The 23,805-nt window shown below is 60.3% G+C and carries 24 protein-coding genes and 1 pseudogene; 13 read left to right on the forward strand and 12 right to left on the reverse strand.

Features of this window, described 5'->3' with window-relative positions:
- Nucleotides 1–423: pseudogene (locus Q0072_RS07915) on the forward strand (AMP nucleosidase); the annotation flags it as partial.
- 125 nt (nucleotides 424–548) lie between these two features.
- Here the strand turns inward: Q0072_RS07915 and Q0072_RS07920 are convergent.
- Together Q0072_RS07920 and Q0072_RS07925 are read right to left on the reverse strand one after the other, a co-directional pair.
- The gene (locus Q0072_RS07920; RefSeq protein WP_298328145.1) at nucleotides 549–1,139 is read right to left on the reverse strand and encodes a hypothetical protein; all 591 of its coding nucleotides are present in this window, start codon (nucleotides 1,137–1,139) and stop codon (nucleotides 549–551) included.
- Nucleotides 1,140–1,194: 55 nt separating this feature from the next.
- Nucleotides 1,195–1,362, reverse strand: coding sequence for a hypothetical protein (locus Q0072_RS07925; RefSeq protein ID WP_298328148.1), 168 nt, complete (start codon nucleotides 1,360–1,362; stop codon nucleotides 1,195–1,197).
- Between the two features lie 588 nt (nucleotides 1,363–1,950).
- Between Q0072_RS07925 and Q0072_RS07930 the strand changes: the two genes are divergently transcribed.
- The 4 genes from Q0072_RS07930 to Q0072_RS07945 all read left to right on the forward strand — a co-directional run bounded on the left by Q0072_RS07930 (nucleotide 1,951) and on the right by Q0072_RS07945 (nucleotide 4,447).
- The gene (locus Q0072_RS07930) at nucleotides 1,951–3,183 is read left to right on the forward strand and encodes a divergent polysaccharide deacetylase family protein (protein WP_298328150.1); all 1,233 of its coding nucleotides are present in this window, start codon (nucleotides 1,951–1,953) and stop codon (nucleotides 3,181–3,183) included.
- Nucleotides 3,180–3,665, forward strand: a complete 486-nt coding sequence (locus Q0072_RS07935; RefSeq protein ID WP_126421820.1) for an RNA pyrophosphohydrolase — start codon at nucleotides 3,180–3,182, stop codon at nucleotides 3,663–3,665. Before Q0072_RS07930 ends, Q0072_RS07935 begins: the two co-directional genes overlap by 4 nt.
- Before the next feature lie 2 nt (nucleotides 3,666–3,667).
- Entirely contained in the window at nucleotides 3,668–4,021 is a 354-nt protein-coding gene (locus tag Q0072_RS07940) for a DUF1428 domain-containing protein (protein ID WP_298328155.1), read from the forward strand.
- Nucleotides 4,022–4,084: 63 nt separating this feature from the next.
- Complete coding sequence (locus Q0072_RS07945; protein ID WP_298328158.1) at nucleotides 4,085–4,447, forward strand: DUF1428 domain-containing protein; 363 nt, start codon at nucleotides 4,085–4,087, stop codon at nucleotides 4,445–4,447.
- Here Q0072_RS07945 and Q0072_RS07950 read toward each other — a convergent pair whose 3' ends face one another.
- Nucleotides 4,448–5,407, reverse strand: coding sequence for a class 1 fructose-bisphosphatase (locus tag Q0072_RS07950; RefSeq protein WP_298328161.1), 960 nt, complete (start codon nucleotides 5,405–5,407; stop codon nucleotides 4,448–4,450). It lies immediately after the preceding gene.
- A 126-nt stretch (nucleotides 5,408–5,533) separates the two neighbouring features.
- On the opposite strand from Q0072_RS07950, the gene Q0072_RS07955 reads away from it, so the two are divergent.
- Complete coding sequence (locus Q0072_RS07955; RefSeq protein WP_298328165.1) at nucleotides 5,534–6,268, forward strand: sterol desaturase family protein; 735 nt, start codon at nucleotides 5,534–5,536, stop codon at nucleotides 6,266–6,268.
- Nucleotides 6,269–6,595: 327 nt separating this feature from the next.
- Here Q0072_RS07955 and Q0072_RS07960 read toward each other — a convergent pair whose 3' ends face one another.
- The 5 genes from Q0072_RS07960 to Q0072_RS07980 all read right to left on the reverse strand — a co-directional run bounded on the left by Q0072_RS07960 (nucleotide 6,596) and on the right by Q0072_RS07980 (nucleotide 10,983).
- Nucleotides 6,596–7,075: a GNAT family N-acetyltransferase gene (locus Q0072_RS07960; protein WP_298328168.1), complete on the reverse strand. Its 480-nt coding sequence runs from the start codon at nucleotides 7,073–7,075 to the stop codon at nucleotides 6,596–6,598.
- A 161-nt stretch (nucleotides 7,076–7,236) separates the two neighbouring features.
- Nucleotides 7,237–9,114 carry a ribonucleoside-diphosphate reductase subunit alpha gene (locus Q0072_RS07965; RefSeq protein WP_298328171.1) on the reverse strand — a complete coding sequence of 626 codons (1,878 nt, stop codon included), beginning with the start codon at nucleotides 9,112–9,114 and terminating at the stop codon, nucleotides 7,237–7,239.
- A 254-nt stretch (nucleotides 9,115–9,368) separates the two neighbouring features.
- The gene (gene panD, locus Q0072_RS07970; RefSeq protein WP_298328174.1) at nucleotides 9,369–9,734 is read right to left on the reverse strand and encodes an aspartate 1-decarboxylase; all 366 of its coding nucleotides are present in this window, start codon (nucleotides 9,732–9,734) and stop codon (nucleotides 9,369–9,371) included.
- A 195-nt stretch (nucleotides 9,735–9,929) separates the two neighbouring features.
- Entirely contained in the window at nucleotides 9,930–10,358 is a 429-nt protein-coding gene (locus tag Q0072_RS07975; protein ID WP_298328179.1) for a DUF5990 family protein, read from the reverse strand.
- A gap of 1 nt (nucleotide 10,359) precedes the next feature.
- A complete protein-coding gene (locus tag Q0072_RS07980; RefSeq protein WP_298328182.1) occupies nucleotides 10,360–10,983 on the reverse strand; it encodes a TetR/AcrR family transcriptional regulator in 624 nt (207 codons plus the stop codon).
- Between the two features lie 352 nt (nucleotides 10,984–11,335).
- Between Q0072_RS07980 and Q0072_RS07985 the strand changes: the two genes are divergently transcribed.
- Together Q0072_RS07985 and Q0072_RS07990 are read left to right on the forward strand one after the other, a co-directional pair.
- Nucleotides 11,336–12,403, forward strand: coding sequence for a glycosyltransferase family 1 protein (locus Q0072_RS07985; protein ID WP_298328185.1), 1,068 nt, complete (start codon nucleotides 11,336–11,338; stop codon nucleotides 12,401–12,403).
- 28 nt (nucleotides 12,404–12,431) lie between these two features.
- Nucleotides 12,432–13,340, forward strand: coding sequence for an alpha/beta hydrolase (locus Q0072_RS07990; RefSeq protein WP_298328188.1), 909 nt, complete (start codon nucleotides 12,432–12,434; stop codon nucleotides 13,338–13,340).
- Nucleotides 13,341–13,704: 364 nt separating this feature from the next.
- Here the strand turns inward: Q0072_RS07990 and Q0072_RS07995 are convergent, their stop codons facing one another.
- From Q0072_RS07995 to Q0072_RS08010, 4 genes are all read right to left on the reverse strand, one after another.
- The gene (locus Q0072_RS07995) at nucleotides 13,705–14,757 is read right to left on the reverse strand and encodes a deoxyhypusine synthase (protein WP_298328190.1); all 1,053 of its coding nucleotides are present in this window, start codon (nucleotides 14,755–14,757) and stop codon (nucleotides 13,705–13,707) included.
- A 163-nt stretch (nucleotides 14,758–14,920) separates the two neighbouring features.
- Nucleotides 14,921–15,841 carry an NAD(P)/FAD-dependent oxidoreductase gene (locus Q0072_RS08000; RefSeq protein ID WP_298328193.1) on the reverse strand — a complete coding sequence of 307 codons (921 nt, stop codon included), beginning with the start codon at nucleotides 15,839–15,841 and terminating at the stop codon, nucleotides 14,921–14,923.
- Nucleotides 15,819–16,283: an Rrf2 family transcriptional regulator gene (locus Q0072_RS08005; RefSeq protein WP_366941785.1), complete on the reverse strand. Its 465-nt coding sequence runs from the start codon at nucleotides 16,281–16,283 to the stop codon at nucleotides 15,819–15,821. The genes Q0072_RS08000 and Q0072_RS08005 overlap by 23 nt, the downstream gene beginning before the upstream one ends.
- A gap of 97 nt (nucleotides 16,284–16,380) precedes the next feature.
- Nucleotides 16,381–17,649 (reverse strand): type III PLP-dependent enzyme, encoded by a 1,269-nt coding sequence (locus Q0072_RS08010; RefSeq protein WP_290797203.1) that lies wholly within the window; start codon nucleotides 17,647–17,649, stop codon nucleotides 16,381–16,383.
- A 280-nt stretch (nucleotides 17,650–17,929) separates the two neighbouring features.
- On the opposite strand from Q0072_RS08010, the gene Q0072_RS08015 reads away from it, so the two are divergent.
- From Q0072_RS08015 to Q0072_RS08035, 5 genes are all read left to right on the forward strand, one after another.
- Nucleotides 17,930–20,134 (forward strand): methyl-accepting chemotaxis protein, encoded by a 2,205-nt coding sequence (locus Q0072_RS08015; protein WP_298328204.1) that lies wholly within the window; start codon nucleotides 17,930–17,932, stop codon nucleotides 20,132–20,134.
- Nucleotides 20,135–20,277: 143 nt separating this feature from the next.
- Complete coding sequence (locus Q0072_RS08020; RefSeq protein WP_298328208.1) at nucleotides 20,278–21,093, forward strand: phosphonate ABC transporter ATP-binding protein; 816 nt, start codon at nucleotides 20,278–20,280, stop codon at nucleotides 21,091–21,093.
- Nucleotides 21,090–22,145, forward strand: coding sequence for a phosphate/phosphite/phosphonate ABC transporter substrate-binding protein (gene phnD, locus Q0072_RS08025; RefSeq protein ID WP_298328211.1), 1,056 nt, complete (start codon nucleotides 21,090–21,092; stop codon nucleotides 22,143–22,145). The genes Q0072_RS08020 and phnD overlap by 4 nt, the downstream gene beginning before the upstream one ends.
- Before the next feature lie 74 nt (nucleotides 22,146–22,219).
- A complete protein-coding gene (phnE, locus tag Q0072_RS08030; RefSeq protein ID WP_298328214.1) occupies nucleotides 22,220–22,960 on the forward strand; it encodes a phosphonate ABC transporter, permease protein PhnE in 741 nt (246 codons plus the stop codon).
- Nucleotides 22,961–23,002: 42 nt separating this feature from the next.
- Complete coding sequence (locus Q0072_RS08035) at nucleotides 23,003–23,701, forward strand: SDR family oxidoreductase (protein WP_298328217.1); 699 nt, start codon at nucleotides 23,003–23,005, stop codon at nucleotides 23,699–23,701.
- Nucleotides 23,702–23,805: the final 104 nt, after the last annotated feature.

Consider the following 23,805-nt stretch of genomic DNA (forward strand, 5'->3'; position numbering starts at 1 on the left):
GCCGAAGTGCAGGTCGCCCTGCAACAGGCGGCGGTCAATATCACCGGTCAGGACGGCGACGCCCTCAAAAAGCGCCTGCGCACCGGCACGGTGGTCACCACCGACGACCGCAACTGGGAACTGCGCTATTCGTCTTCGGCGCTGCTGTTCTCACAAAGCCGCGCCGTGGCCATCGACATGGAATCGGCAACTCTGGCCGCTCAGGGCTACCGCTTCCGCGTGCCCTACGGGACGCTGCTCTGCGTGTCGGACAAGCCGTTGCACGGCGAACTGAAACTGCCGGGTCAGGCCAACCACTTCTATGAACGGGCCATTGCCGAGCATATCGACATCGGTTTTGAGACGATCAACCTGCTGCGTCAGGCGGGCGCAAAGCTCCACTCACGCAAGCTCCGCGCCTTCGACGAGCCACCGTTTAGGTGATATGAACAAAACTACTGAAAACCAGAAGATGCTTATTGGTGGGCAAAAGCGTGGCAGTGTGGGCAATTGAAACTGCTCGCACCAAGTGCGGGAGGCACGTACTTCATTAATGGTCGTCCGAAAGGCTAATCTTCTAGGACAGAGGCTATTGAGGCCTCAAAGTCATCATCGAGGTAACGCCATACGTGAGCCTTGGGAATTTGTAGCGTTACGCTCAACACGTCTAGGCTGAGCTTTTCAGCCAAGAATTTCTCTTTCAGTTCCCGACGTATGTGCTCGGGACATAGACAGGCCAACGCCCGCCAGTATGCTTTGTTCTCAGCTTTATATTGGGCGCATTCGGATTCAGAAGGCTTTATGAATCCGTCGAGCTGTGCATCCAATGTCTGGCCACTGTGAGCTTTTTCATCCTCTTTATCGAAGACATGCATTAGCTCTTTTGTTTTAACCAAACGACGCCAGTATTTTCCTTCGGGGCCGGTACACATCGAGCGCGAGAGAACTATCAGCGCAGCCTTCTCTGGGATGGCGAGCGGGCCATTGTTCAAGGGGCCTTCAACGTAAAACCCGCGCAAGCTCATATGGTCTACCTGCTCCGACCAGACCTCCTTAACACCACATATCTCGGAGTGGTGGATAGCCCACTGAAGCAACTGCTTCGTACTCACCTTTCCGGAACAGCTTTGCACTTGATCATACAGGTCTTTAAACGACATAGGGCCTCACAGCGTGAGGCCCTAATCAAATCCATAACTCTGGAAAAATCAACCTTTAGTCTTCATCAACACTGGCGGACGCGGGGTCCGCGAAGAACTTGTTAATCTCGCGGGCCACATCTACCGGCATCGTATCAGCGTTGGTACCCGGAAAAAACTTAATGTTTTTTACTTGGTTTTCAACGAAAAGCGTTTTTTTCAGAGCGTCAAGCTCGTGTTGCATACGTGCCTCCTTCCCGACTAATCGTGCAGATACTTTTACACAACTAGGCGACCACTAGCCAAATGATCGCATTCCCACATGACGAAATTGAGGCTCATGCAAGCCTCCGATTCGCAAAAACAGCTGCGAACGGGTCAGCGTTCACAGCTAATGGTTAACACCGATGATATTGTACCGGGAAAAGTGACAGTGTCAACAACTTTTATGTTGACAGCACGGTAACGTTAATATAAAGGCCGCGCCGCTTTCGTTGCTCGATTCAGATAATTGCTACTTTCCATTGCGCCGCGCAATGGGGGAATGCACTGAAATGTGCAGATTTTACACAAGCATTTAATTTTCATGGATATTATTTTTTACCCTCACCGCTTCCAAAAGTTGACAATGCCAGCCTACAAAATGGTGCAAAAGGTGAACGAAAACTACCTAAGCCTGCAAGCTGGTTAGGCAGTCGGCGATTTTCCCCAATTAATTCAGATAGTTCCAAAAGACTTTATAGAACGTTAGGCTTTGTTAACCGCCGTTAGCGCATATTAACCCTGTCCGCCGTGGGTGCGGGCAGGGTTTTTTGCCGGTCACACACGCTCCATGTTCGCCAAACCAAAGCTCCCGTCCCTGTCCAATTCGCCGCTGTTCCGCAAGGACGGCGGGCTGATGAGCCGCGTCAAGGGCTTAGGTCCCGCTGCGCTCGACATTCTGAAAAAGCCGTACACCGCGCCGCTGATGGCGCTGGGGCTGTTTATCGGCGGCGGGGCGCTGTTTTTGAGCCTGTCCGATCCGGAAGCCGGCAACCCAACCATTCAGATCGCGGCGGCAACCACCGCAGCCCCTAAGGCCGACGCCCACGCGCCCGCCACGGCCTCCGCCGATGACGCGGCCTCCGGGCTTCAGGCCTTCACGCTCGACTCGCTGGGCCTGTTCAAGGACGCCTCCGCCGATCAGTTTAACGCCAATGGCGAGGCCGGGCCCGCCGACGGCACGGCGGTCATCACCCTGCCCAATGACGGCGCGCCGGTAACGGTCGGCAGCGCCAATAAGCTGCCCGCCTCGCCGCTCGCCCCTGCCCCGATTGCCGGTCTGTCGCAAAATGGCCCCAACGGTCCGTTGCCCGCCATCGCGTCGGACGGTCGCGTTCCGGCCTCGGCCTATGCCCGCCCGTTCAAGTCGAATGGTAAGCCCATGGTGTCGCTGATCGTCGGCGGGCTGGGGCTTAACCCGACCACCACCAAGGCCGCTATCGAGCAACTGCCTGCCGAGGTCACCCTGTCCTTTGTGCCGCACGCCGAAGGGTTGCAAGGCTGGATCGACGCCGCCCGTGCGCAGGGCCATGAGGTGCTGATCGAAATTCCGATGGAGCCGACCAACTATCCCGACACCGATCCGGGCCCGCGCACGCTTCTGGTCGGGCAGCGCACGGACGATATGAACGCCAGCCTCAACTGGCTGATGGGGCGCGCCACCGGCTATTTCGGCGTCATGAATTATCAGGGCAGCGCCTATTTGCGCGACAAAGGCTCGATGACGGCCTTCCTCAATGTGATGAAGGCGCGCGGCGTGGCCTTTATTGATGACGGTCAGGCACGCGATGTCGGCGGCGGCTGGACGCGGGCTTCGGCGGATCGGGTGATCGATGCCCAGATCAATTCGCAAAGCATCAATGCGCAACTGGCGGCCATCGAAGCGCAGGCCAAGGCGCGCGGGCGTGCTCTGGGGTCGGGCTTTGCCTATCCGGTGACGCTTGCCGTGGCGATCAAATGGACGCAGAGCCTTGAACAAAAAGGGCTTCAACTGGCCCCCGCTTCCGCTATTATGAGGCGATGAGCAAGGATTTATCTGAGTACCGCCCCAATGTGGGCATCGTCGTCCTCAATGCGCAGGACAAGGTGTGGATCGGCCACCGTTTCGGCATGAGCGGCGACTATGCCTGGCAGTTTCCGCAAGGCGGCGTCGATGCCGGGGAAGACCTTGAAGCCGCCGCCCGGCGTGAGCTTTATGAGGAAACCGGCCTGAGCACCATCGACATTCTGGGCTGCACCTCGGACTGGATCGTCTATGACTTCCCGCCCGAAGTGCTGGCGCAGAAGAAGATCGGCCGCAATTTCAAAGGCCAGAAGCAGATCTGGTACTTTGTGCGCTTTAACGGCCCCGATAGTGAAGTGAACCTTCAGGCGCACGGCGAGCAGGAGTTTGACCGCTGGGAATGGTGCGATCTCGATCAGGTGATCGAGCGCGTGGTACATTTCAAACGCGACTCCTACCGCAGCGTCATTGCCGAACTGAAAACCCTGCTGGGAAAGGCCTGAGCATGTCCTATGTCGATGGATTCCTGATCCCGGTGCCGAAGGAAAACCGCGCCGCCTATAAGAAGATGGCCGAAACCGCCGCCGAAGTGTTCAAGGAATATGGCGCGCTTCAGGTGGTCGAATGCTGGGGCGACGACCTGCCCGAAGGCGACGAAGGCGTCTCCTTCCGCAATGCGGCGCGTGGCAAGCTGGCGGACAGCGTGGTCTTTTCGTGGGTGATGTGGCCGTCGAAAGAGGCGCGCGACGAAGCCAATGAAAAGATCATGGACGACCCGCGCATGCAGCCCAGCGAGGACATGCCCTTTGACGGGGCCAAGCTGGTCTATGGCGGGTTTCAGGTGCTGGTCGAAAAATAGAGCCATTGGCATTTTACCCACAGCACCGTAGGTTGCGTCTCCACAACAGAGGAGATGCCCCCCATGTCTGATGCCCCCACCACCTATGTCGATGGCTTTGTCTGTCCGGTCAAAATCGAAAACCGCGACGCCTATCTGAAATCCGCACAGGTCACCGCCACCCTGTTCAAGGAACTGGGCGCGCTGGCCGTGGTCGAAAACTGGGGCGATGACATACCCGAAGGCAAGCTGACCTCGCTGCCCATGGCCGTAAAGCTGGAAGCGGGCGAGGTCGTGGTCTTTTCGTGGGTCGTCTGGCCGTCAAAAGAGGTCCGCAATATCGCCTGGGAAAAAGCGCAGGCCGATCCACGCATGGCCGAGATGGACATGCCCTTTGACGGCAAGCGCCTGATCTATGGCGGCTTTCAGACGATCTTTACGGCCTGATCAGGCGTTAAGGTAATCCGCCACGCGCTCGACCTCTTCGGCCGAGCCCAGCACCACGCCCGTGCGCTGATGCAGGCCCGTCGGCTGAAGGTCGAGGATGCGCGTGGTGCCGTTGGTGGCCTTGCCGCCCGCCTGCTCGATCAGGAAACCGATGGGGTTGGCTTCATACATCAGGCGCAGCTTGCCCTCGCCGCGCTTGGTATCGCCCGGATACATGAAGATGCCGCCGCGCGTGAGAATGCGGTGCACATCACCGACCATCGAAGCCAGCCAGCGCATGTTGAAATCGGCCCCGCGCGGGCCGTCCTTACCGGCCACGCATTCGTCGATATAGCGCTGAATGCCGGGGAACCAGTGGCGGTGATTAGACATGTTGATGGCAAATTCGCGCGTCGAAGCCGGAACCGTCATCGCCGTCTTGGTCTGTATCCACACGCCGTCGGCATCAGGCGTAAAGGCCACGACACCCTTGCCCACGGTGAGGACGAGAATGGTTTGCGGACCATAGGCCGCGTAACCGGCGGCCACCTGATCGCGGCCCGGACGCAGAAAGTCGCTTAAGCTCAGATCACCCTGCGGCGCGGGCAGGACGGAGAAGATGGTGCCGACCACGCCGTTGACATCGACATTGCTCGACCCGTCGATGGGGTCGAAGAAGAGCAGATAGTCGCCCTTATCGAAGGCCACATAATCGTCCATCTCTTCAGAGGCCAGGCCGCGCACCACGCCCTTCCAGCGCGCTTCTTCGAGCATGATGTCGTTGGCAATGACATCGAGTTGCTTCTGCACTTCGCCCTGCACGTTTTCCTGTTCCAGCGCGCCCTGAAGATCGTTGACGGCGCTGAGGTTCACGGTGCGGCCGATCACGGCGCAGGTCTCGGCCATGGCGGCAATCAGGGTTTTCAGGCTTTGCGGCAGGTCGCTCTGGCCTTCGAGGAAGGCGGTCAATGTCACTGGCATTAGAAATCGCTTTTTATAATGGATTTTGGGTGCGCCCTTAGTAGCTTCGCGCCGCAAAGCGAGTCAACGGCGCAGGTGGACGTTTGGGTGATCTGTGCTATCAAATCCAAAACGGGGGAGACGGGGATGCTGTTGCTGGGCGTCATAGCCATCACAGGGCTGTTGTTTGTTCTGATATTTACGCGCGAAGTCATTGCCCCGGCCTCCGGAGCGCGGTGTGACCGCCGGTGGCGCATCCTGGCCGGCAGCCTCAACGCGGCCAGTCTTCTGGCGGTCGTGGCGGTCGGGATCGTTTTTGACCGGCTGATTTCGCAATGGTCGCTGTTTGACCTGAAAGCGCACGTCGATCCGCTGAGCGGGGGACTTATCGCTTTTCTGGTCTCCAGCTTTCTGGCCTACTGGTGGCACCGCGCCACCCATATCTCGGATACACTGTGGCGCTTTGTGCATCAGCTACATCACGCCCCCCGCCGTATCGAAGCGTTGACGGCCTTCTATCTTCACCCGGTCGATGCGTTTATGGCTGCCCTGCTCAATGCCGTGGTGGCCTATGGGATTTTGGGCGTCAGCGGCCTGTCGCTGGCCTTTTCACTGATACTGGTCAGCGTGTTCGATCTGGTCGCCCATGCCGATCAGCGCACCCCGCACTGGCTCGGCTACATCACCCAGCGCCCGGAAATGCACCGCGTGCATCACCAGTACGGTCACCATAAACAGAATTACGGCCTGCCGCTGTGGGACATGCTATTCGGCACCTTTGCCAATCCGCAGGCCGGGCCGGAACGCTGCGGATTTGATGACAAACGCGCCGCACAAATCAAGGACATGCTGCTGTTCCGTGATGTGCACAAAGGCCGTTAGAGCGGAATGATTTTTACTGGAATCATTCCGCTCAAGCCGCCATTGAGGCGGCGGCCAAGGTGGCGAAGCCACCGCCCGGCGAGGGACTAAACAAAAGCTGGATCATTATGTTTCCAGCGGAAATCATAATGATCTAGGCTGTGGTGACGAATTAACATTTGCGGTCTTCCTCCTCCCCATTTCATGGGGAGGTGCCGAGTTTACGAGGCGGAGGGGTATCTTACGGAAGGTAATACCCCTCCGTCAGCGTCGCTTCGCTCGCTGCCACCTCCCCACTTCGTAGGGAGGAGAAAATAGCCGCATTAAATCTTAAATCGTCACCGCAGCCTAGAGCTTCTTCTGCCAGAAGAGGGCGCGGCCCATGGCCGGGTCCAGCACGTAATCGCCATAGCCCAGAGACTGATAAAGCCTTTGCGCGGTTGCATTGCCTTCCAGCACCTCAAGGGTGAGCTTGGCACAGCCGCGTTCGCGGGCGATCGCTTCGGCCTCGGCCATCAGCGCGCGCGCCACGCCCTGCCCGCGAAACGCCGGGGCAACGATCAGGTCATGGATGTTGAGCAATGGTCGCGCGGCAAAGGTCGAAAACCCGGCAAAGGCATTAAGCAGACCTGCCGGTTGTCCATCCGCAAACGCCAGAAGCGACACCGCACCCGGCGTGGCCGCCAACCGCTCGACCAGTGCCGAAGTCACTTCGCTGGGCAGGGCTTCGCCGCCACCCATGATATCGCGCGCATAGGTCTGCATCAGAGCGACAATGGCCTCGGCATGGGCCGGGTTACGGTAATCGGCGCGTATGATCTCAGTCATAAACACTCCATAGCAAAAAGGCCGAAGCGGGTGCTCCGGCCTTTGAGACTATATTCGTAGTATAAATTGTCAGCTTTGAGACGAGTGGCAGGAGCCGAGCGCCGCAGGTACAAAAGTACCTGCCAGCGATGGCGACGCCCCAATCGGCCAAAGAGGACGATTTATTGACAGGCCAGGCATTCTTCGTAGTCGGTCTTCCCGGCTGCGGCCATCGACACCACGGCGGCCTTGCCTTCGGAGCCGGCGAAGGCGGCGCGTTGCACCGACTTGGAGCGCAGATAGTAGAGCGACTTGACGCCCTGTTCCCACGCCGTCCAGTGCAGCATGTGCAGGTCCCACTTATCGACATCGCCCGGCAGGAAGATGTTGAGCGACTGCGACTGGCAGATTTCCGGCGCGCGGTCAGCGGCCAGTTCAACCACCCAGCGCTGGTCGATTTCGAAGGCGGTTTTGAAGATGTCCTTTTCGTCGGCGCTCAGGGCGTCGATGTGCTGCACCGAGCCTTCGTGTTCGACGATGGAGTCCCAGGTTTCCGGCGTGTCGAGGCCCTTTTCGGCCAGCAGGTTTTGCAGGAAGGGGTTTTTCACCGCGAACGAGCCCGACAGGGTCTTGTGGGTATAGATATTGGCCGGGATCGGCTCAATGCCCGCCGAGGTGCCGCCGCAGATGATCGAGATCGAGGCGGTGGGGGCGATGGCCAGCTTGTGCGAGAAGCGTTCCATCACGCCGCGTTCTTCGGCGTCGAGGCAGGGCCCGCGCTCCTGAGCCAGCTTGACCGAGGCCTTGTCGGCTTCGCGGCGCAGGTGCTTGAACAGGCGCATGTTCCACGACTTGGCCATAGCGGATTCAAAGGCCACGCCCTGCGATTGCAGGAAGGAGTGGAAGCCCATCAGACCGAGGCCGACCGAACGTTCGCGCTGCGCCGAATAGACGGCGGCGGACATGGCGTCCGGGGCCGACTGGATAAAGTCTTCCAGCACGTTGTCGAGGAAGCGCATGATGTCTTCGATGAAGCGCGGCTCATCGCGCCATTCGAGGAAGGTTTCGGCATTGACCGAGGACAGGCAGCACACGGCGGTGCGCTCATGGCCCAGATGGTCCTTACCCGTGTGCAGCATGATTTCGGCGCACAGGTTCGATTGCTTGACCTTCAGGCCCAGTTCGCGCTGGTGCGGAGCCATGGAGCGGTTCACCGTGTCGGCGAAGATCAGATAAGGCTCACCGGTCTGCATGCGAATTTCGAGGATCTTCTGCCACAGGGCGCGCGCGTCCACATAGCGGATGATTTCGTTGTTCTTGGGCGAACGCAGGCCGAACTGTGCGCCGTCACGCACGGCTTCCATGAACTCATCGGTGATCGAGATACCGTGGTGCAGGTTGAGCGCCTTACGGTTGAAGTCGCCCGACGGCTTGCGGATTTCGAGGAACTCTTCGATTTCCGGGTGGAAGATGTCGATATAGACAGCGGCCGAACCGCGACGCAGGGAGCCTTGCGAAATCGCCAGCGTCAGGGAGTCCATCACGCGGATGAAGGGGATGATGCCCGATGTCTGGCCTGCGCCCTTGACCTTTTCACCGATGGAGCGAACGCCGCCCCAGTAGGTGCCGATACCACCGCCATTGGAGGCCAGCGCCACGTTTTCGTTCCATACGCTGACAATGCCTTCGAGCGAATCGGGCACGGAATTGAGGAAGCAGGAGATGGGCAGGCCGCGCTTGGCCCCGCCGTTCGACAGCACCGGGGTTGCCGGCATGAACCACAGGTTCGAAATATAGTTGTAGATGCGCTGGGCGTGTTCGGAGTCGTCGGCATAGGCCGTGGCGACGCGGGCGAACATGTCCTGATAGGTTTCACCGGCCAGCAGATAACGGTCGTCGAGCGTCTTCTTGCCGAAGTCGGTGAGCTTGTCGTCCTTGGACGGATCGGTCACGACCGTCTTGATCAGCTTGAACTCCGGACGCTCCTTGGGACGCACCTTGAGCGTACCCTTAACAGACGCCGCACCCTGAACCTTCGCCGCCGCATCATTTGCCGACATCGTCACACTCACCTGGTATGCCTGAGAAAACCGCTCCGCCCCCGGAGCACCGAAGGTCAGACCCAAGACAACTAGATATAGTGTCGAAGACCGCCGTCAGCCCCTATATGGGGCCATAATCGGATCGCATCGTCAACGGCCAAGTCGCCGCAGAGGCGAAGTTTTTCGTTAACAAAATCCTAAAAAAAACATTATGCCAAGCGGCACAAGGGTTTGGGCGCGAAAGGCAAAAATACCCCTAAAAAAGAGTCCTGTTAGAGAATCGTCGAGGGGGTTTCGCTGAGGTAGCGGTCAACCCGATTCTGACGATCCACCAGCACGACTCTGGGGATAATCGGCGCATCGGTCAGCTCAAAACCCATGATGATGATCTGCTCAGATTCGCTGATCAGATGGGCGGCGGCGCCGTTCATGGCGATCTTGCCTGAGCCGCGCTCACCGGTGATGACGTAGGTTTCCAGCCGTGCCCCCGACGTGTTGGACACCACCAGCACACGCTCACCTTCCCACAGGCCGACGGCGTCCATCAGGTCCTCATCTATGGTGATAGACCCAATATAGGCCAGATTGGCCTCAGTGACGTAGGCATTGTGGATCTTGGAACGCAGCAACTGACGCATGGTGAGCTTTCGAAAAGGATGGGCCACGAAAAACACGAGAAAACACGAACGCGCCAGTGTTGATCCCGCGCGAAGCGCCTGATCGCGTAAGAGCCGGAAAACGATCAGAAGCCCTTCGGGCAATAACCCTGTAAGCGCTCGAAGTTCGTGTCTTTTCGTGTTTTTCGTGGCTAATATCTTTTACGTGCCCGAAAGTCAGCCGTTTTCTGAGCCCTCAGCCAGACGCCATTCGCGCACGCGGACGGAGGCGCAGGCCGGTGAGCCGTCCTTACCGCGACCGGGCAGGCGCGCTTCAGGCACGCCGCCGCTGCGGGCCGCGATTTTCAGAGTGTCGGGCATATCGTGAATGTCGATCTTGGCGCGGCGCGTCCATTCGCTGCTGTGGTCACCTGCCGAAGTGCCGATGGCGATATAGACAAAGCGGCGTTCGGGGCCTTCGCGGCGCACGAACGGCCCCAGCCAGCGGCCATCCTCGCTCAGGCGCAGCGGTACATCGAAAGACAGCGGTCCGTCTCCCGCCGTTTGCGGAGCGACGGGGTGATTGTCCTTATTCTGAAGGCTGTAGGTGACCCCGGAGACGGGATCAGTAAGGGTGAGACGCAGGGTGACCGACGCGTCGCACATCTCAATCGATCCAGAGGTCCGTCACGTCGCCCTTGCGGTTCAGCATGTGCACCGCCCGCTTGATGACATTGAGCAGGTTTTCGATGCGTTCGGGCTGATCATAGGTCAGGGCCGCCCGATGCAGCCCATCCAGCGCAAAGCGGGCCAGATCACGGCTGGCCTGAAAACGCGCATCGACACCAGCCGTGATAAAGCCCGGCGTGGCGCGGCCCATGGCCCCGCGGTCAAAGGCTTCCTGCGCCGGGCGTATGGCCTTGGCTACGTCCTCGTCCTGACGCGCGGCACGTTCCAGCGCCAGAAAGGCAGCAAACGGCACTGAACTGAGCAGTCGCCAATAGGCGTCGATGGCCCCATCCAATGCGTCCTGACCCGGTTTCAGCTTACCGGCTTCGGCCTCAAAGGCGGCTTCGCGCGCGGCGTGGATGTGCCAGGCGGCAGCTTCCACCAGCGCTTCGCGCGTCGGGAAGTGATAGAGCATGGCTCCGCGCGTCAGGCCGCAGGCTTCGGCGATGGCGGCATTGCCCGCACGGTCATAGCCCAGATCGGCGAACAACCGCATGGCGGTGTCGAGAATCTGAACCCGCGTGCGGCGGGACTTGGGCGTGTCTTTCGGTCGATCGCTCATAAGCTGCCTTCCAGCCTCCGCGCGCTGGCCTCCCGTGGTGTGTTCTTTACGGGCGCGGACGCTACTCACATTCCGGTCATTCGTCGCGGTTGACAAGGGGCTGGAGTGTTTGACGCGACTTTGTACCATGGAGCCGATTATACGCGCCTTTTTGTGCATCGCAACAACCCGCTCCCCACAAAAGCGGCGGCAGACCCTGAAAAACCGACCCTTTACCGTTCGCATCTGCGTAAAAATCGCCGGATTTCCCCCAGCCCTGTGGTTACTGTCGCAGGGGTGAAATAAAATCATGCTTCACAGACCGCCCGATGCCCTTTAGACAAGAGGGTCAGGACAACAGACGGAAACGATTGTGCGTATCTTACTGGCGACCGATGCGTGGGACCCTCAGGTCAATGGCGTGGTCACGACGATGAAACGAGTCATCGCCGAATGCGAAAAGCTCGGCCATGAATTCAAGATCGTGGACTATACCCAGTTCAAATCGGTATCGTGGCCCGACTACCCGGAGGTCAAGCTGGCTCTGGGTTGCTACGAAGAAGTGCGCGAAATCATCCAGGACTATGAGCCGGATGCCGTGCATATCGCCACCGAAGCCTTTGTAGGCCTTGCGGCGCGGCGGGTGTGCATGGAATGGAAGATGCCCTTCACCACGTCTTACCACACCAAGTTTCCGGAATATGTGTCGGCGCGCCTGCCCATCCCGCTCAGCTGGGGTTATGGCTATATGCGCTGGTTCCACAAGCCGTCGGGCCGCGTGATGGTGGCGACGCCCACCCTGCAAAAAGACCTTGAGGCGCGCGGCTTCAAGAACATCTCCCCGTGGACGCGTGGCGTCGATACAGAGATGTTCCGCCCGGACCTTGAGCCGATCTTTGGCGACCTGCCGCGCCCCATCATGACCTATATCGGCCGCGTGGCCATTGAAAAGAACCTCGAAGCCTTCCTGTCGCTCGACCTGCCCGGCACCAAGGTGGTGGTCGGCAAGGGGCCGCAGCTTGAAGAACTTAAGGAAAAATACCCGGACGCGGTGTTTACCGGCGCGCGGTTCGGTGAGGAACTGGCGCGCTCCTATGCCGATTCCGACGTGTTTGTTTTCCCGTCGCTGACTGACACCTTCGGCCTCGTCATTCTGGAGGCCATGGCCTGCGGGACGCCGGTGGCCGCCTTCCCGGCCCACGGCCCCATCGACCTGATCCCCGGTACGGGGGCGGGTGTCATTGACGATGACCTCAGTGTCGCCATCACCGAGGCTTTGACGCTCGATCGCGCTCATGTGCGCCGCCATGCCGAAAAGTTTTCGTGGCGGGCCTGCGCGGAGGAATTCATCCGCAATCTGGAACCCTATCCGGACGCGGAAAAGAAAAAACTGTGGGCGCGGTTGCGCGCCCTGCCGCGTCGTTTGCGACGGGCGGCCTAAACAGATGACCCGCAGAACAGTCACTGCGATGTTCTGCCTTTCCCTCATGGCCTCATCGGCTTCGGCCGCGCCTGTGACGGTGGCGCTGTGGCCCGAAGCCGCCCATATGGGCAACCCCAGAGCCAAGGGCCCCGAACAGACGGGCAAGGGCAAGTCGCTGGTCGCCGGGCAAGCGTGGACGCAGATCAGCAACGTTTCTCAGCCCAGCCTGACGATCTATCCCGCACAGGGCGACAACACGGGCGCAACCGTTGTGGTCCTGCCGGGTGGCGGGTATCGCGTGCTGGCTATGGATCTTGAAGGAACTGAGGTCTGCGACTGGCTGACACCCAGGGGCATTACGTGCGTTGTACTTAAATACCGGGTACCGGCCTCAGGGCCGTGGTGGAATCCTGAGTGTAATTGCCGTGAACACCCGAATGTGTGGATGGGGCTTCAGGACGCGCAGCGGGCGCTGCGTCTGTTGCGTCAGGATGCGCAAACCTATGGCATCGACCCGAAGCGTATCGGAGTGCTGGGCTTTTCAGCCGGAGGGCATCTGGCGGCCGCGGTCAGTACGCGCGCTGAGGCGGCCTATGCACCGGTGGATGCGGCGGATTCGCAGACCTTCCGGCCGGATTTTGCAGTGGTTCTCTATCCCGGACATCTGTGGCGGGAACCCGACCTCACCCTTGAGCCAGACATCAAGGTCACACCGGGAACGCCGCCGACCTTCCTTCTGCACGCCAAGGATGACCCCGTGGACGACGTGCGTCATTCGCTCGTCTATGAAGCCGCGCTTAAACAGGCCGGCGTACCCGTCGAAATGCACCTCTATGCCAGGGGCGGCCACGCGTTTGGCTTACGCCCCACAGGCCTGCCGATTTCCGAATGGCCGCAGCGTGTCGAGATATGGCTGGCGAGGATTGGGGTAATCAGGAAGCAGACGGCCAAATAACGACGGCCCTCTCTGGGGGGCAGACCCGTGCAAAACGCACGTTGAGCGCAAATCCAAAAATCCCGATCTGCCCCATAACGGATGCCGAAATAACAACGGCCCTCTCTGGGGGGCAGAGAGGGCCGCGCATGCCGCCGGATTCGAGGGGGGGGGGATGATCCCGGCGACGAACTTATGACAGCGACTCAATTACGTGTGTCACCGTCGTTAGAGCCTAAATAGCTACTATTTTGAAAAAGGGAAGAGGCTGAGTAAAAAAAAATCGTGATCTCTGACGCCGATCTTTGGTTAATGGCATTTTGATACCGTTAAGCAAACGATTATCAAGACTTATTCTCAAAAATCGGCGTCATTTACTCAGGGTTTACGCAAACAGCTTGGCCCAGTTGCGCTTCTCACGCGACTTCCACGCGCCACGGTGGTAGGCGTCCGAACCGATCAGCGGCACAACCGTCGTGGCTTCGGCAAAGACCATCTGTTCGTAGGTGGTCGAAACCTTGCCCCACGAGGCAGCTTCCTTCAGCGTCGAGGACGAGCAGGCACCGTCACGCACGTCGGCGACGGTGATCTGCACCGCGTACTTGTGCATGTCGGCTTCGACGCCGAGGATTTCGGCGCACACGACGGTGTCCTGAGCGAAGTTCTTCGGCACGCCGCCGCCGACCATGAACAGGCCGGTGGTGCCGGCCGCGATCTTGATGTCGGTCAGTTCGCGGAAGTCGGCAATCGCGTCGAGCATCAGATAGGGCTTACCGGCGGCGGCGCGCTCCTTCTGGTGCTTCACAAGGCCGAAACCGGCGGACGAGTCCACAAAGGCCGGGCAAAAGATCGGCACGCCGTGCTCATAGGCGGTCTGGATCAGCGAACCTTCCTTCTTGGCATTGCCTTCCGACAGCCACTTGCCCATTTCCCAGATGAATTCGCGCGAGGAATAGCCGCGCGGCTCAAGGCGGTTGGCGATCTCAAGGATGGTGTGGTCGCAGGCCTGAAGCTCTTCTTCGTCGATATAGGTGTCGTAGATGCGGTCGATATAATTGTCGCGCAGGACGTTATCGTCCACCTGACCGGCGGCCTGATAGTGCTTGAAGCCCAGCGCTTCAAAGAAGTCCATATCGACGATCGAGGCACCGGTGGCGACCACGGCGTCGATCATGCCGAACTTCACCATGTCGCGATAGACGTGCATACAGCCGCCGGCCGAGGTCGAACCGGCGAGGATCAGCCACGGCGAGCAGTCCTTGTCTTCCAGCGCCATGTTGAAGATGTCGGCGGCGCGAGCGGTATCGCGCGACGAAAACGACATCTTGCGCATCGAGTCGATGATCGGGCGCGCGTCGTAAGAGGTGATATCGACGTGCTCCACGGTGTTCTGAAGCAGGGCGGCCTTTTGGTTGGATTGGGGGGTGTTAGCGTTCATCGCTTGGTCCTTTTTGGTAAAGAGGAGAAAGGTGGACGCCCGTCATGTGCCCGGTACCCCCCAGACGGTGCGATGGGGCGGGATTTTACAGGGAGCGGCCTATAGCCCATAAGCCGGCACTTTGCAAATCAAGGTTTTGCAAAGGGCAGCCAAGGGTTCAGGCCTACAGCCCCAGCGGCCCGAAGACCAGCGAACGGTGCGCCGCCACACCCGCCATCACGCCGTCCGCTGCGGCGAAACTGGCATTGTGCATGGAGCGCGTGATGTCGCCCGCGGCAAAAACACCCGGCACGCTGGTCTGACCGATTTGATCGACCACGATCAGCGGCCCGTGCATACCGTCCTGTATGATGCAACCCAGTTGTTCGGCCAACGGGCTGGTCATTTCGGTGCGCGTGGCCACATACAGCGCCGCCAGCGGAACAACGCGTCCGTCGCTCAGACGCACACCGTCCAGCGTCTCCGCCTCGCCTTCCAGCGTCGCAATCGGCGCAGGCTCGATTTGCACGCCACGCGCCTTGAGGTGACCGAGGGTTTCGGCGTCGGGCCTGTCCCCGCCATTGAGGAAGAAGGTCGTTGGCCCCCACTCGCTGATCAGCAGGGCCTGATGCACCGACATGGGGGTAACGCGCAGCACACCCAGCGGCTGGTTCAGAAACTCATAGCCGTGGCAGTAGGGACAATGCAAAACCGTCCCGCCCCAGCGTTCGGCAAGGCCCGGCACGTCGGGCAGGTGATCGCGGATGCCAAAGGCCAACACCAGCTTGCGTGCGTAGAGCCTCTCGCCGTGCAGGGTCTCGACCACGAAACCGTCGTCCGACCTCTGCGCGCGGATCGCTTCGCCCTCGACAAAATCCACGGTGGGATAGGCGGCCAGTTTCTCACGTCCGGCGGCCTTGAGCGTCAGGGGGGCCACGCCGTCCTGAGCGAAGAAGCCATGCGACGCCTCGGCAAAGCGGTTTCGCGGCTGACCACTGTCGAGCACGCAGACCTTTTTGGCCGCGCGCGCCAGTGGCATGGCCGCGGACAGGCCGGCAAAGCTGCCGCCGACGATCAGGGCGTCATAGATCGTGGCTGGGGTCATGACGGGTCTCCGGATGGGGGTGATCTTTGAGAAGGGGGTAGCCGCGGGCTGCGGCGCGGCGCTGGAAATCGGCGGCCAGCATAGCCAGTGTCACCTCGCCAAAACGCTGCATCAACAAGGCCTCAGCCTCAGACAGAGCGCTGTCGATGGCAGCATTGACGGCCTGTTCCACCAGACACTGCGGGTTTTCGCTGCGATTGCCCATGGCGAACAACTCTGGTTCACCAACGGCCCTGTAGACCTCAGCCAGAGTCACCTCCACCAGCGGTCGCCCCAGCCGCCAGCCGCCGCCATGCCCTTTTTCGGATTGCACAAGCCCCTGTTCGCGCAAGCCCGCCATGACGCGGCGGATGACCACGGGATTGGTGCCCATCATCTGCGCAAGCCGTTCGGACGTCACGGCCTTATCCGTGTCCGCCATGTGCAGAAGAACGTGCAACATACCGGAAAGTTTGCCATCTCTTTTCATGTAACTTTATATGTTACATGATTGGGCGAAAAACAAGGGCCGGTTCTGAAAAAACCGACCCTTGTGTGTTTTACTTACTGCGTTTCTTGCCGCGCTTGCCGCCTTTGGGGCGGTTGAGGCGCACGACCTTATTCTCTTCGACGCTGTCGAAAAGGCTGCGCGGCACGTTCAGCGAGCGCGGGCCCAGACCGAACAGCGAAGCCATCGGCGCGTCATCGAGGAAGACGGTTTCGGTCTGACCATAGCCGTTGAAACCGGTGGTCATGGCGACCCCATAGGCCCCCAGCATCCCGATTTCGACGTAATCGCCTTCTTCCACATCGGCGGGCAGCCAGAACGGCCCCGGCATGTGGTCGATGGAGTCACAGGTCGGGCCGTAGAAACGAAACGGCTTCAGTTCCGGTTGCTCGTCCCCGTCTTCGGCGCGGTGCAGACGCACCGGGAAGGGCCATTTGGCGTGGGTAGCGTCGAACAGGTTGCCGTAGGCCCCATCGTTCAGATAGAGGGCGTCGCCCTTGCGCAGTTCAACGCGGGCGAGAATCGAGGTCGATTCCGCTACCAGCGAACGGCCGGGCTCAGCCCACAGTTCGGTCGCCTCGTGCACCTTCATTTCGTCGAAGGCGCGATGGATGACGTCCATATATTCGGGCAGGGACGGCGGCACCATGCCCGGATAGACCGAGGGGAAGCCCCCACCGACATCGACAATATCCGCCAGCACGCCGGCACGAACCAGCGCGCGAGACGCCGCCGACATGGCCGCCGCATAGGCTGTCGGACGCATACATTGCGAACCCACATGGAAGGAGACGCCCATGCGGTCCTGCGTCGCCTGACGCGCGGCCAGCAAGAGCGCCGGTGCCTCATAGGGCTGCGCGCCGAACTTGTTGGTCAGGGGCAGGTTCGAGCCTTCGCCTGACGTCGCCAGACGCACGATCAGATTGAGGTCCTTCGCGCCACCCGTGGCGTCGAGGATCTTCTGCAATTCTTCGTGGGTATCGAGGCTGAAAGTCTTTACACCGAAATCGGAATAGGCTTCGGCGATGGCGCGGCGCGACTTGACGGGGTGCATGAAGGCCAGACGCGCCTCAGGCGCAAGGCCACGCACCAGCTTGACTTCATTGATGGAGGCCACGTCGAACGAACCGATCCCGGCGTCGAGCAGGGTTTCAATCACCCACGCCGAAGGGTTCGCCTTGACTGCGTAGAAAACATCGCCGTTGAAGTGGCGCTGGAACCATTGCGCTGCGACGGAAACAGGCTCACGTCGCACAAGGGCGACGGGCTTTTCCGGTGACTGCTCGCGGACCAGGTCCAGGGCCGATTGGAAGTGTGCCACTGCCAATACCCCGTAAAGTTAAGTTAAACCCAGACCGGCGTTAGCAGCGTTTCAACGACGCCCAGCCCTTCGAGACATTACCTCTTGGGGCCCCAGGGCGCCGACCTGTGTGTCGGGGTCCGCCGGAAGCGGGCTATATCGGGTATTTTCGCCTGACTGTAAAGGCGTTTTTTGTGACAATTGATCCTGTTTTAAATTTGAAAGACCCGTGTCGGTATTAAGAAAACCGAAACCAAAACACTGTTCTTTTTGCAATAAGTTGCCCTGCCCGGATTACGCCATGCCTTTCACCGCCTTTAGTATTCGCAGCAAGCTCATCATCATGACCGGGGTCTTTCTGGTCCCAATTGTGCTCATGAGCTACCTGTTTGTGCAGCAATCGCTGAAGGACATCAATTTCGGACGCAAGGAAATTCAGGGCGTCGAGGCCATGCGCGCCGTTTGGCCCGTTCTCAACGGGACAACCGCACAGCTTTCCGGTGGTTCAGGGCCCGTTCCGGCCCTTGATGCGCAGTCTCCGGCTTTGAAGGCTTTGGCGGCAAGCGAGGCCGAGGCCCTGTCTAGGGCGCCGGACGCAGAGGCCGCTTTGGCGCTGCTTACCGTCCTCAGCGACCGTTCCAACCTGACGCTCGATCCCGATATTGACAGTTATTACGTAATGGACTCGATGGCGTTCAAAGCGCCGGATGCTCTGAACCGCATTTCATTGGTGCTGCGGGACATGGCGGCCTATCAGACGAAGGCCAGTCTGAGCACCGAAGAAACAACCAGCCTTGTCGTGGGCGTAGGGCAGTTCAGCGCCGCCTGGCAGGGTCAGATCACCTCGCTCGACAAAGCGATCGCCGCCAACGGCAGTTTGCTATCGGCGCTCAAGACCGAGCGCGACGCCTATCACGCCTCCGCTCAGGCCTTGGAAGCCGAAGCCCTGAGCCTCGCGCATCAGATCCAGACGCAGGGTAATGCGACAGGTGTCGATCTAACGCCCCTGACCCGCGCCAAAGTCGCCTACGCCAAGGCAAGCGATGCCCTGTGGCAAGCCTCAGCCAGCGAGTTGAGCCGGCTTTTGCAGAAACGGATCAGCGGCTTCTCTACCACCCTCTATACCCTGCTGGCCGTCACTGTGGCGGCGGCTCTGCTGGCGGTGTTTATGGCGCTGGGGCTGGCTCATTCGATCCTGAAGGCTATCAACGGGCTGGATCAGAATATCCGCCATCTGGCGGACAGGGACCTCAATGCCAGCCTCCCCGAAGCCACGCGAAAAGACGAAATCGGACAGGTCGGACGCGCGCTGGAGTTTTTCCGTCGCCGCACTATCGAGAAGATTGCCGATGCCGCCAATGATGTGAAACGCAACGAGCTAATCATCAAAGAAAAAGACCGCATCAATACCCTGTCGGAACGTATCCGCAATGCCATCACCGATGTGATGGATGCCGTACAGACCCTGTCGTCCTCAGTCGGGGATTCGACCGGTGAATTCAGCCTCACCGCCAAAAAAACGCGCGAGGAACTGACGGCGGCCATCGACCGTCTGAGCGCGTCGGCACGCGATGTGGACAGCGTCACCGCCGGCATGGCCGAGGTGTCGCAGAGCTTTGGGGACATCGCCCGTCGTACCAGCGAAAGCGCGGAAATGACCGATCGCGTGGCCGGAGAACTGGAGCGTTCGCGCGATATGGCACAGGCCCTGACACAGGCCGTCGAACGCATCGGCGAAGTGTCGCGCCTCATTCAGGACATTGCCGCCCAGACCAACCTGCTGGCACTCAACGCCACCATCGAAGCCGCACGTGCCGGTGAGGCGGGTCGGGGCTTTGCGGTCGTGGCCGGAGAGGTCAAGTCGCTGGCCAATCAGACCGGTCGCGCGACCGCTGAAATCGAAGCCCAGATCAATGACGTGCGTCTGGCCGCCGAAAGCATGGTCGGCTCCGTGTCAGAAGTCACCGGCATTATCGCCGCTGTGGCCCAGACGTCGCGCACGGTCGCCGATGCCGTAAAAACCCAGAGCCAGGCCGCCGAAACCATCCGTCACAATCTGGAACGCGCCGCTCTGGGCAATCGCGAGGCCGAACGCATTATCAACCTGCTGCCCGAAGCCACGCGCCGGACTGAACGCACCGCAGACGACATGCAGGCCATTTCTCAGGATATGGCGGGGGCTTCGCGCGATATGCAAACCGAACTGGCGTCCCTTCTGGATGAGCTGGTCGATAAGCGGGTGGCCGCGCGCTACGCCTCGACCGAGACGGTGGACATAGAGGTGGCGGGCCGCACGGTCCGCAATCTGCGCCTCTATGACATCAGCGAAACCGGCGCGCGCATCGGCGTCACGCCGGGGCTCACGCCCGGCGACACCGTGGTGATCCGTCTGGTGGACGCGGAAGTAGACGCTAGCATTATCTGGGTCGGGGAGGACTCCTTCGGGGTTCATATGCTCAATGACTTCCGCTTTACCCAGCATCAGGTGATGCAACTGGCGGCGTAAGCGCTGCGACCTTTTGCGCGCGGCAAAGGCGATGGTTGCCAAAGCGCTCAAACTTCGGCAAGACTCCGGCGTTCATCTTTGTTAACGCCGCACTGCGTTCAGGTGTCGGCGCAGGGGGGGACGGGGTTGCCCCGTGAGCGCATATGCCGAGCCTTGTTGACGTTCAGTCGCTGTCGAAAAGCTTTGCGCTCAAAGCGCAGGGTGAGGCACCGACGCGTCGCTTCAAGGCGCTGGATAATATCTCCTTCACCATGGACCGCCCGCAGCGCATCGGCCTGATCGGGCCGTCCGGATCGGGCAAGTCCACCCTGTTGCGCAGCCTGTCCGGTTTGATCGTCGGCGACGAAGGCTCCGGCCCCCTTACGGTTCTGGGCCGCACGGTGCAGGCCGATGGCCGCCTGGGGGCTGAGGTGCGGGCAGCACGTGCCGATCTCGGCATGGTGGCGCAGCAATTCAATCTGGTGGGACGGCTCAGCCTGTTTACCAATGCGGCGCTGGGGCTTCTGGGGCGCATTCCGCCTTTGCGTGGCCTGTTCGGCCTGTGGACCGCCGAGGAGAAACAGCGCGTCATGCAGGCACTCGATACGGTGGGCATAGCCGACAAGGCGTCGCAGCGCGCCAACACCCTGTCTGGCGGTCAGCAGCAGCGCGGCGCGATTGCCCGCGCCATTGTGCAGGATGCGCGCCTCCTTCTGGCCGATGAGCCGGTCGCCTCGCTGGACCCGGTGACGGCGCGCAAGGTGATGGAGCTTCTGGTGCATCTTAACGAAGACCGTGGCGTTGGCGTCATCGTCACCTTGCATCAGGTGGACTATGCTATGAAATATTGCGACCGTATTCTGGCCCTCAAGGACGGCAAGATCGTATATGACGGTCCGGCCGACGGCCTGAGCGCGGACCACCTGAGCGAAATCTATGGCCCTGAGATCGAGCAGGCCTATTGGAGAGACCCGTCATGACCCTGTCGCGCAAGGCTATGCTGAGAGGTTTGTCGGCTTCGGCCCTCGCCCTGCCCTTCCTGACGTCGGGCTGCGGCAAGGCGGATCAGGCCAAGGGTCCGCGCACGGAAATCAGCTTCTCCATCCTGTCCACCGAGAACGCGCAAAATCAGGAGCCCCTGTGGCGGCCCTTTCTGGCCGATATGGAAAAGCAGACCGGGCTTAAGGTGAAGCCCTTCTTCGGTTCCAACTACACGGCGCTGATCGAGGCCATGCGCTTTAATCAGGTGCAGGTCGGCTGGTTCTCCAACGCTTCCGGGCTTGAGGCCGTGCGCCGCGCCGATGGCGAAGTGTTTGCACGCTCGTCTGACCCGTCCGGCGTCGATGGCTACCAGAGCGTCATCATTGCGCGCGCCGATTCCCCGCTGACCGCAGAAGACCTGCTGAAATGCGATGGTAAACGCACCTTTGGTCTGGGCGATGTCAAATCGACCTCCGGCACGCTGGCGCCGATGACCTACTTCTTCCTGCCGCACAAGGTTGATCCGGCCAAGTGCTTCAAGAGTGTGCGCTCCAGCAGCCATGAGGCCAATTTCCAGGCCGTGGCCAATGGCATGATTGACGCGGCCACCAACAACAATGCCTCGCTGGAGCGCATGGCGCAGGTCTCTCCCGAAAAGCTGAAACAGATCAAGATTATCTGGACCTCTCCCACCCTGCCGGAAGACCCCATCATCTATCGCAAGGACCTCGATCCGGCGACCAAGGAGAAGATACGCTCCTTCTTCCTGTCCTATGGCACGGGCACTGACGCCGAGGGCCAGCGTCAGCTCAAGATACTGAACAATCTGATCTTTGGCGTGTTCAAGCCGGCGGACGATACCCACCTTCTGCCCGTGCGCGAAATGGAAGCCGCCGAAGCGCTGATCAAGGCGCAAAACGCCGGGGATGCCGCCGCCATCCGCAAGGCCGAGGCTGAGCTGAAAGCCATTTCGCGCGAAGCCGCTGCGCGTCAGGCCGCACCGCAGGCCCTGCCCGACTCTGCGCCCGCCACACGCCCCGACGCGCAGTAATGGTTCACCCCTCTTCGCCCGAAGCGCTTCAGCCACCGCGCGCCTCCCTGCCCGAAAAGCTTGTGAGCTGGGGGTTGTGGCTGGGCTTTGGCCTGTTGCTGGCGCTCAGTTTCAAGGGCGCGCAGATGGGCGATCTGCCCTTGCTGATACAAAAATGGCAAAACACCCGTGCCTATTTAAACGACTACCTTCATCCTGATTTTTCAGATGCAAATACAGTCGCCTACTACATTCAACAAATGTGGATAACCATTCAGGTGGCCATCTGGGGCACGCTGATGTCCGTGGGATTAGCCATACCCTTCGCTTTGTTATGCTCCAACAATGTCGTGCCTGCATGGATACGATTTCCGACACGGCGCCTGATGGATCTGTTGCGCGCTGTCAATGAGGTGGTGCTCGGTACAGCTTTCCTTGTCGCCGTAGGTTTAGGACCGCTGGCAGGTGTATTGGCTCTGGCTGTGCATAATACAGGTGTACTGGCCAAGTTATTTTCCGAAGCCGTCGAGGCTGTGGATCAGCCACCTATCGAAGGAGTGCGCGCCACCGGCGGTACGCGTCTTCAGGAAATCGTCTGGGGGGTCATTCCACAAGTTGCCCCGCTTTGGACCTCTTTCGCACTCTACCGGTTTGAGTCGAGTGTTCGCTCAGCCACCGTGCTGGGTTTGATTGGCGCAGGGGGCATCGGATACGCCCTGTTCCAGAACATTGACAGTTTCAACTACGCCCGCGTGTCGGCCATCGCCCTGATTATCGTTGCCGCCGTGGTCCTTATCGACCTGACCTCAGCGGCGCTGCGCAAGCGACTGGTCTGAGGTCGCCTGTCCGCCGTAGAAGGCGGAAACAGGAGTTCGGCTATGGCGCGTTATCTGATCATTGCAGCAGGGTCCGGCATCGGACAGAGCCTTGTGCAGCATCTGCGGCAGGGCGGGCATGAGGTGATGACCACCGCCCGCAGCGACCGCACGATCACCCCGGATCATCTCGTGGACGCTGCGGATTTCGATGCCGTGGACGCCATCTTTGCAAAGGTGGGCAAGCTGGATGGGGTGGTCAATCTGGCCGGGTCGCTGCTGCTGAAATCGGCAGGCCTGACCAGCCGCAGCCAGTATGACGCCACCATCACCGCCTCGCTCACCACGGCCTTTGCCACGGTACGCGCTGCCGCCCGGCACATGACCGAAGGCGGTTCGGTGGTGCTGCTGTCGTCGGCCGCCGCCTTGGAAGGGCTGGCCAATCATGAAGCCATTGCCACCGCCAAGGCCGGGGTCATCGGCCTGACGCGCTCCGCCGCCGCCTCCTATGCCGGGCAGAACCTGCGCATCAATGCCATAGCCCCCGGTCTGGTCGAAACGCCACTGACGGCGGGGCTGGTCGGATCGGACGCCGGTCGCCGCGTGTCTGAATCCATGCACGCTCTGGGGCGGCTGGGTAAGCCCGAAGACGTGGCCCGCGCCATTGCCTTCCTGCTCGATCCGCAAAACGACTGGATCACCGGGCAGGTGCTGGGCGTGGACGGGGGCTTAAGCCGCGTGCGCCCCAAGCTGAAAGTGTAAGAGCTTAACTCGCATTAACCATTTAAATACCTGAATCACAGCATAAAGGCGGTATGAGCACGATACCGCCTTCCCTGTCCCAAATGCTTCTCGGTCGCGCCGCC

The sequence above is a fragment of the Asticcacaulis sp. genome (assembly GCF_027484505.1).
Classification (GTDB): Bacteria; Pseudomonadota; Alphaproteobacteria; order Caulobacterales; family Caulobacteraceae; genus Asticcacaulis.

Bases quoted from the DNA above. Each gene is read 5' to 3' on its own strand.
- Q0072_RS07920 (WP_298328145.1), bottom strand. From the start codon at position 1,139: ATGTCGTTTAAAGACCTGTATGATCAAGTGCAAAGCTGTTCCGGAAAG.
- Q0072_RS07925 (WP_298328148.1), bottom strand. From the start codon at position 1,362: ATGCAACACGAGCTTGACGCTCTGAAAAAAACGCTTTTCGTTGAAAAC.
- Q0072_RS07930 (WP_298328150.1), top strand. From the start codon at position 1,951: ATGTTCGCCAAACCAAAGCTCCCGTCCCTGTCCAATTCGCCGCTGTTC.
- Q0072_RS07935 (WP_126421820.1), top strand. From the start codon at position 3,180: ATGAGCAAGGATTTATCTGAGTACCGCCCCAATGTGGGCATCGTCGTC.
- Q0072_RS07940 (WP_298328155.1), top strand. From the start codon at position 3,668: ATGTCCTATGTCGATGGATTCCTGATCCCGGTGCCGAAGGAAAACCGC.
- Q0072_RS07945 (WP_298328158.1), top strand. From the start codon at position 4,085: ATGTCTGATGCCCCCACCACCTATGTCGATGGCTTTGTCTGTCCGGTC.
- Q0072_RS07950 (WP_298328161.1), bottom strand. From the start codon at position 5,407: ATGCCAGTGACATTGACCGCCTTCCTCGAAGGCCAGAGCGACCTGCCG.
- Q0072_RS07955 (WP_298328165.1), top strand. From the start codon at position 5,534: ATGCTGTTGCTGGGCGTCATAGCCATCACAGGGCTGTTGTTTGTTCTG.
- Q0072_RS07960 (WP_298328168.1), bottom strand. From the start codon at position 7,075: ATGACTGAGATCATACGCGCCGATTACCGTAACCCGGCCCATGCCGAG.
- Q0072_RS07965 (WP_298328171.1), bottom strand. From the start codon at position 9,114: ATGTCGGCAAATGATGCGGCGGCGAAGGTTCAGGGTGCGGCGTCTGTT.
- panD (WP_298328174.1), bottom strand. From the start codon at position 9,734: ATGCGTCAGTTGCTGCGTTCCAAGATCCACAATGCCTACGTCACTGAG.
- Q0072_RS07975 (WP_298328179.1), bottom strand. From the start codon at position 10,358: ATGTGCGACGCGTCGGTCACCCTGCGTCTCACCCTTACTGATCCCGTC.
- Q0072_RS07980 (WP_298328182.1), bottom strand. From the start codon at position 10,983: ATGAGCGATCGACCGAAAGACACGCCCAAGTCCCGCCGCACGCGGGTT.
- Q0072_RS07990 (WP_298328188.1), top strand. From the start codon at position 12,432: ATGTTCTGCCTTTCCCTCATGGCCTCATCGGCTTCGGCCGCGCCTGTG.
- Q0072_RS07995 (WP_298328190.1), bottom strand. From the start codon at position 14,757: ATGAACGCTAACACCCCCCAATCCAACCAAAAGGCCGCCCTGCTTCAG.
- Q0072_RS08000 (WP_298328193.1), bottom strand. From the start codon at position 15,841: ATGACCCCAGCCACGATCTATGACGCCCTGATCGTCGGCGGCAGCTTT.
- Q0072_RS08005 (WP_366941785.1), bottom strand. From the start codon at position 16,283: ATGTTGCACGTTCTTCTGCACATGGCGGACACGGATAAGGCCGTGACG.
- Q0072_RS08015 (WP_298328204.1), top strand. From the start codon at position 17,930: ATGCCTTTCACCGCCTTTAGTATTCGCAGCAAGCTCATCATCATGACC.
- Q0072_RS08020 (WP_298328208.1), top strand. From the start codon at position 20,278: ATGCCGAGCCTTGTTGACGTTCAGTCGCTGTCGAAAAGCTTTGCGCTC.
- phnD (WP_298328211.1), top strand. From the start codon at position 21,090: ATGACCCTGTCGCGCAAGGCTATGCTGAGAGGTTTGTCGGCTTCGGCC.
- Q0072_RS08035 (WP_298328217.1), top strand. From the start codon at position 23,003: ATGGCGCGTTATCTGATCATTGCAGCAGGGTCCGGCATCGGACAGAGC.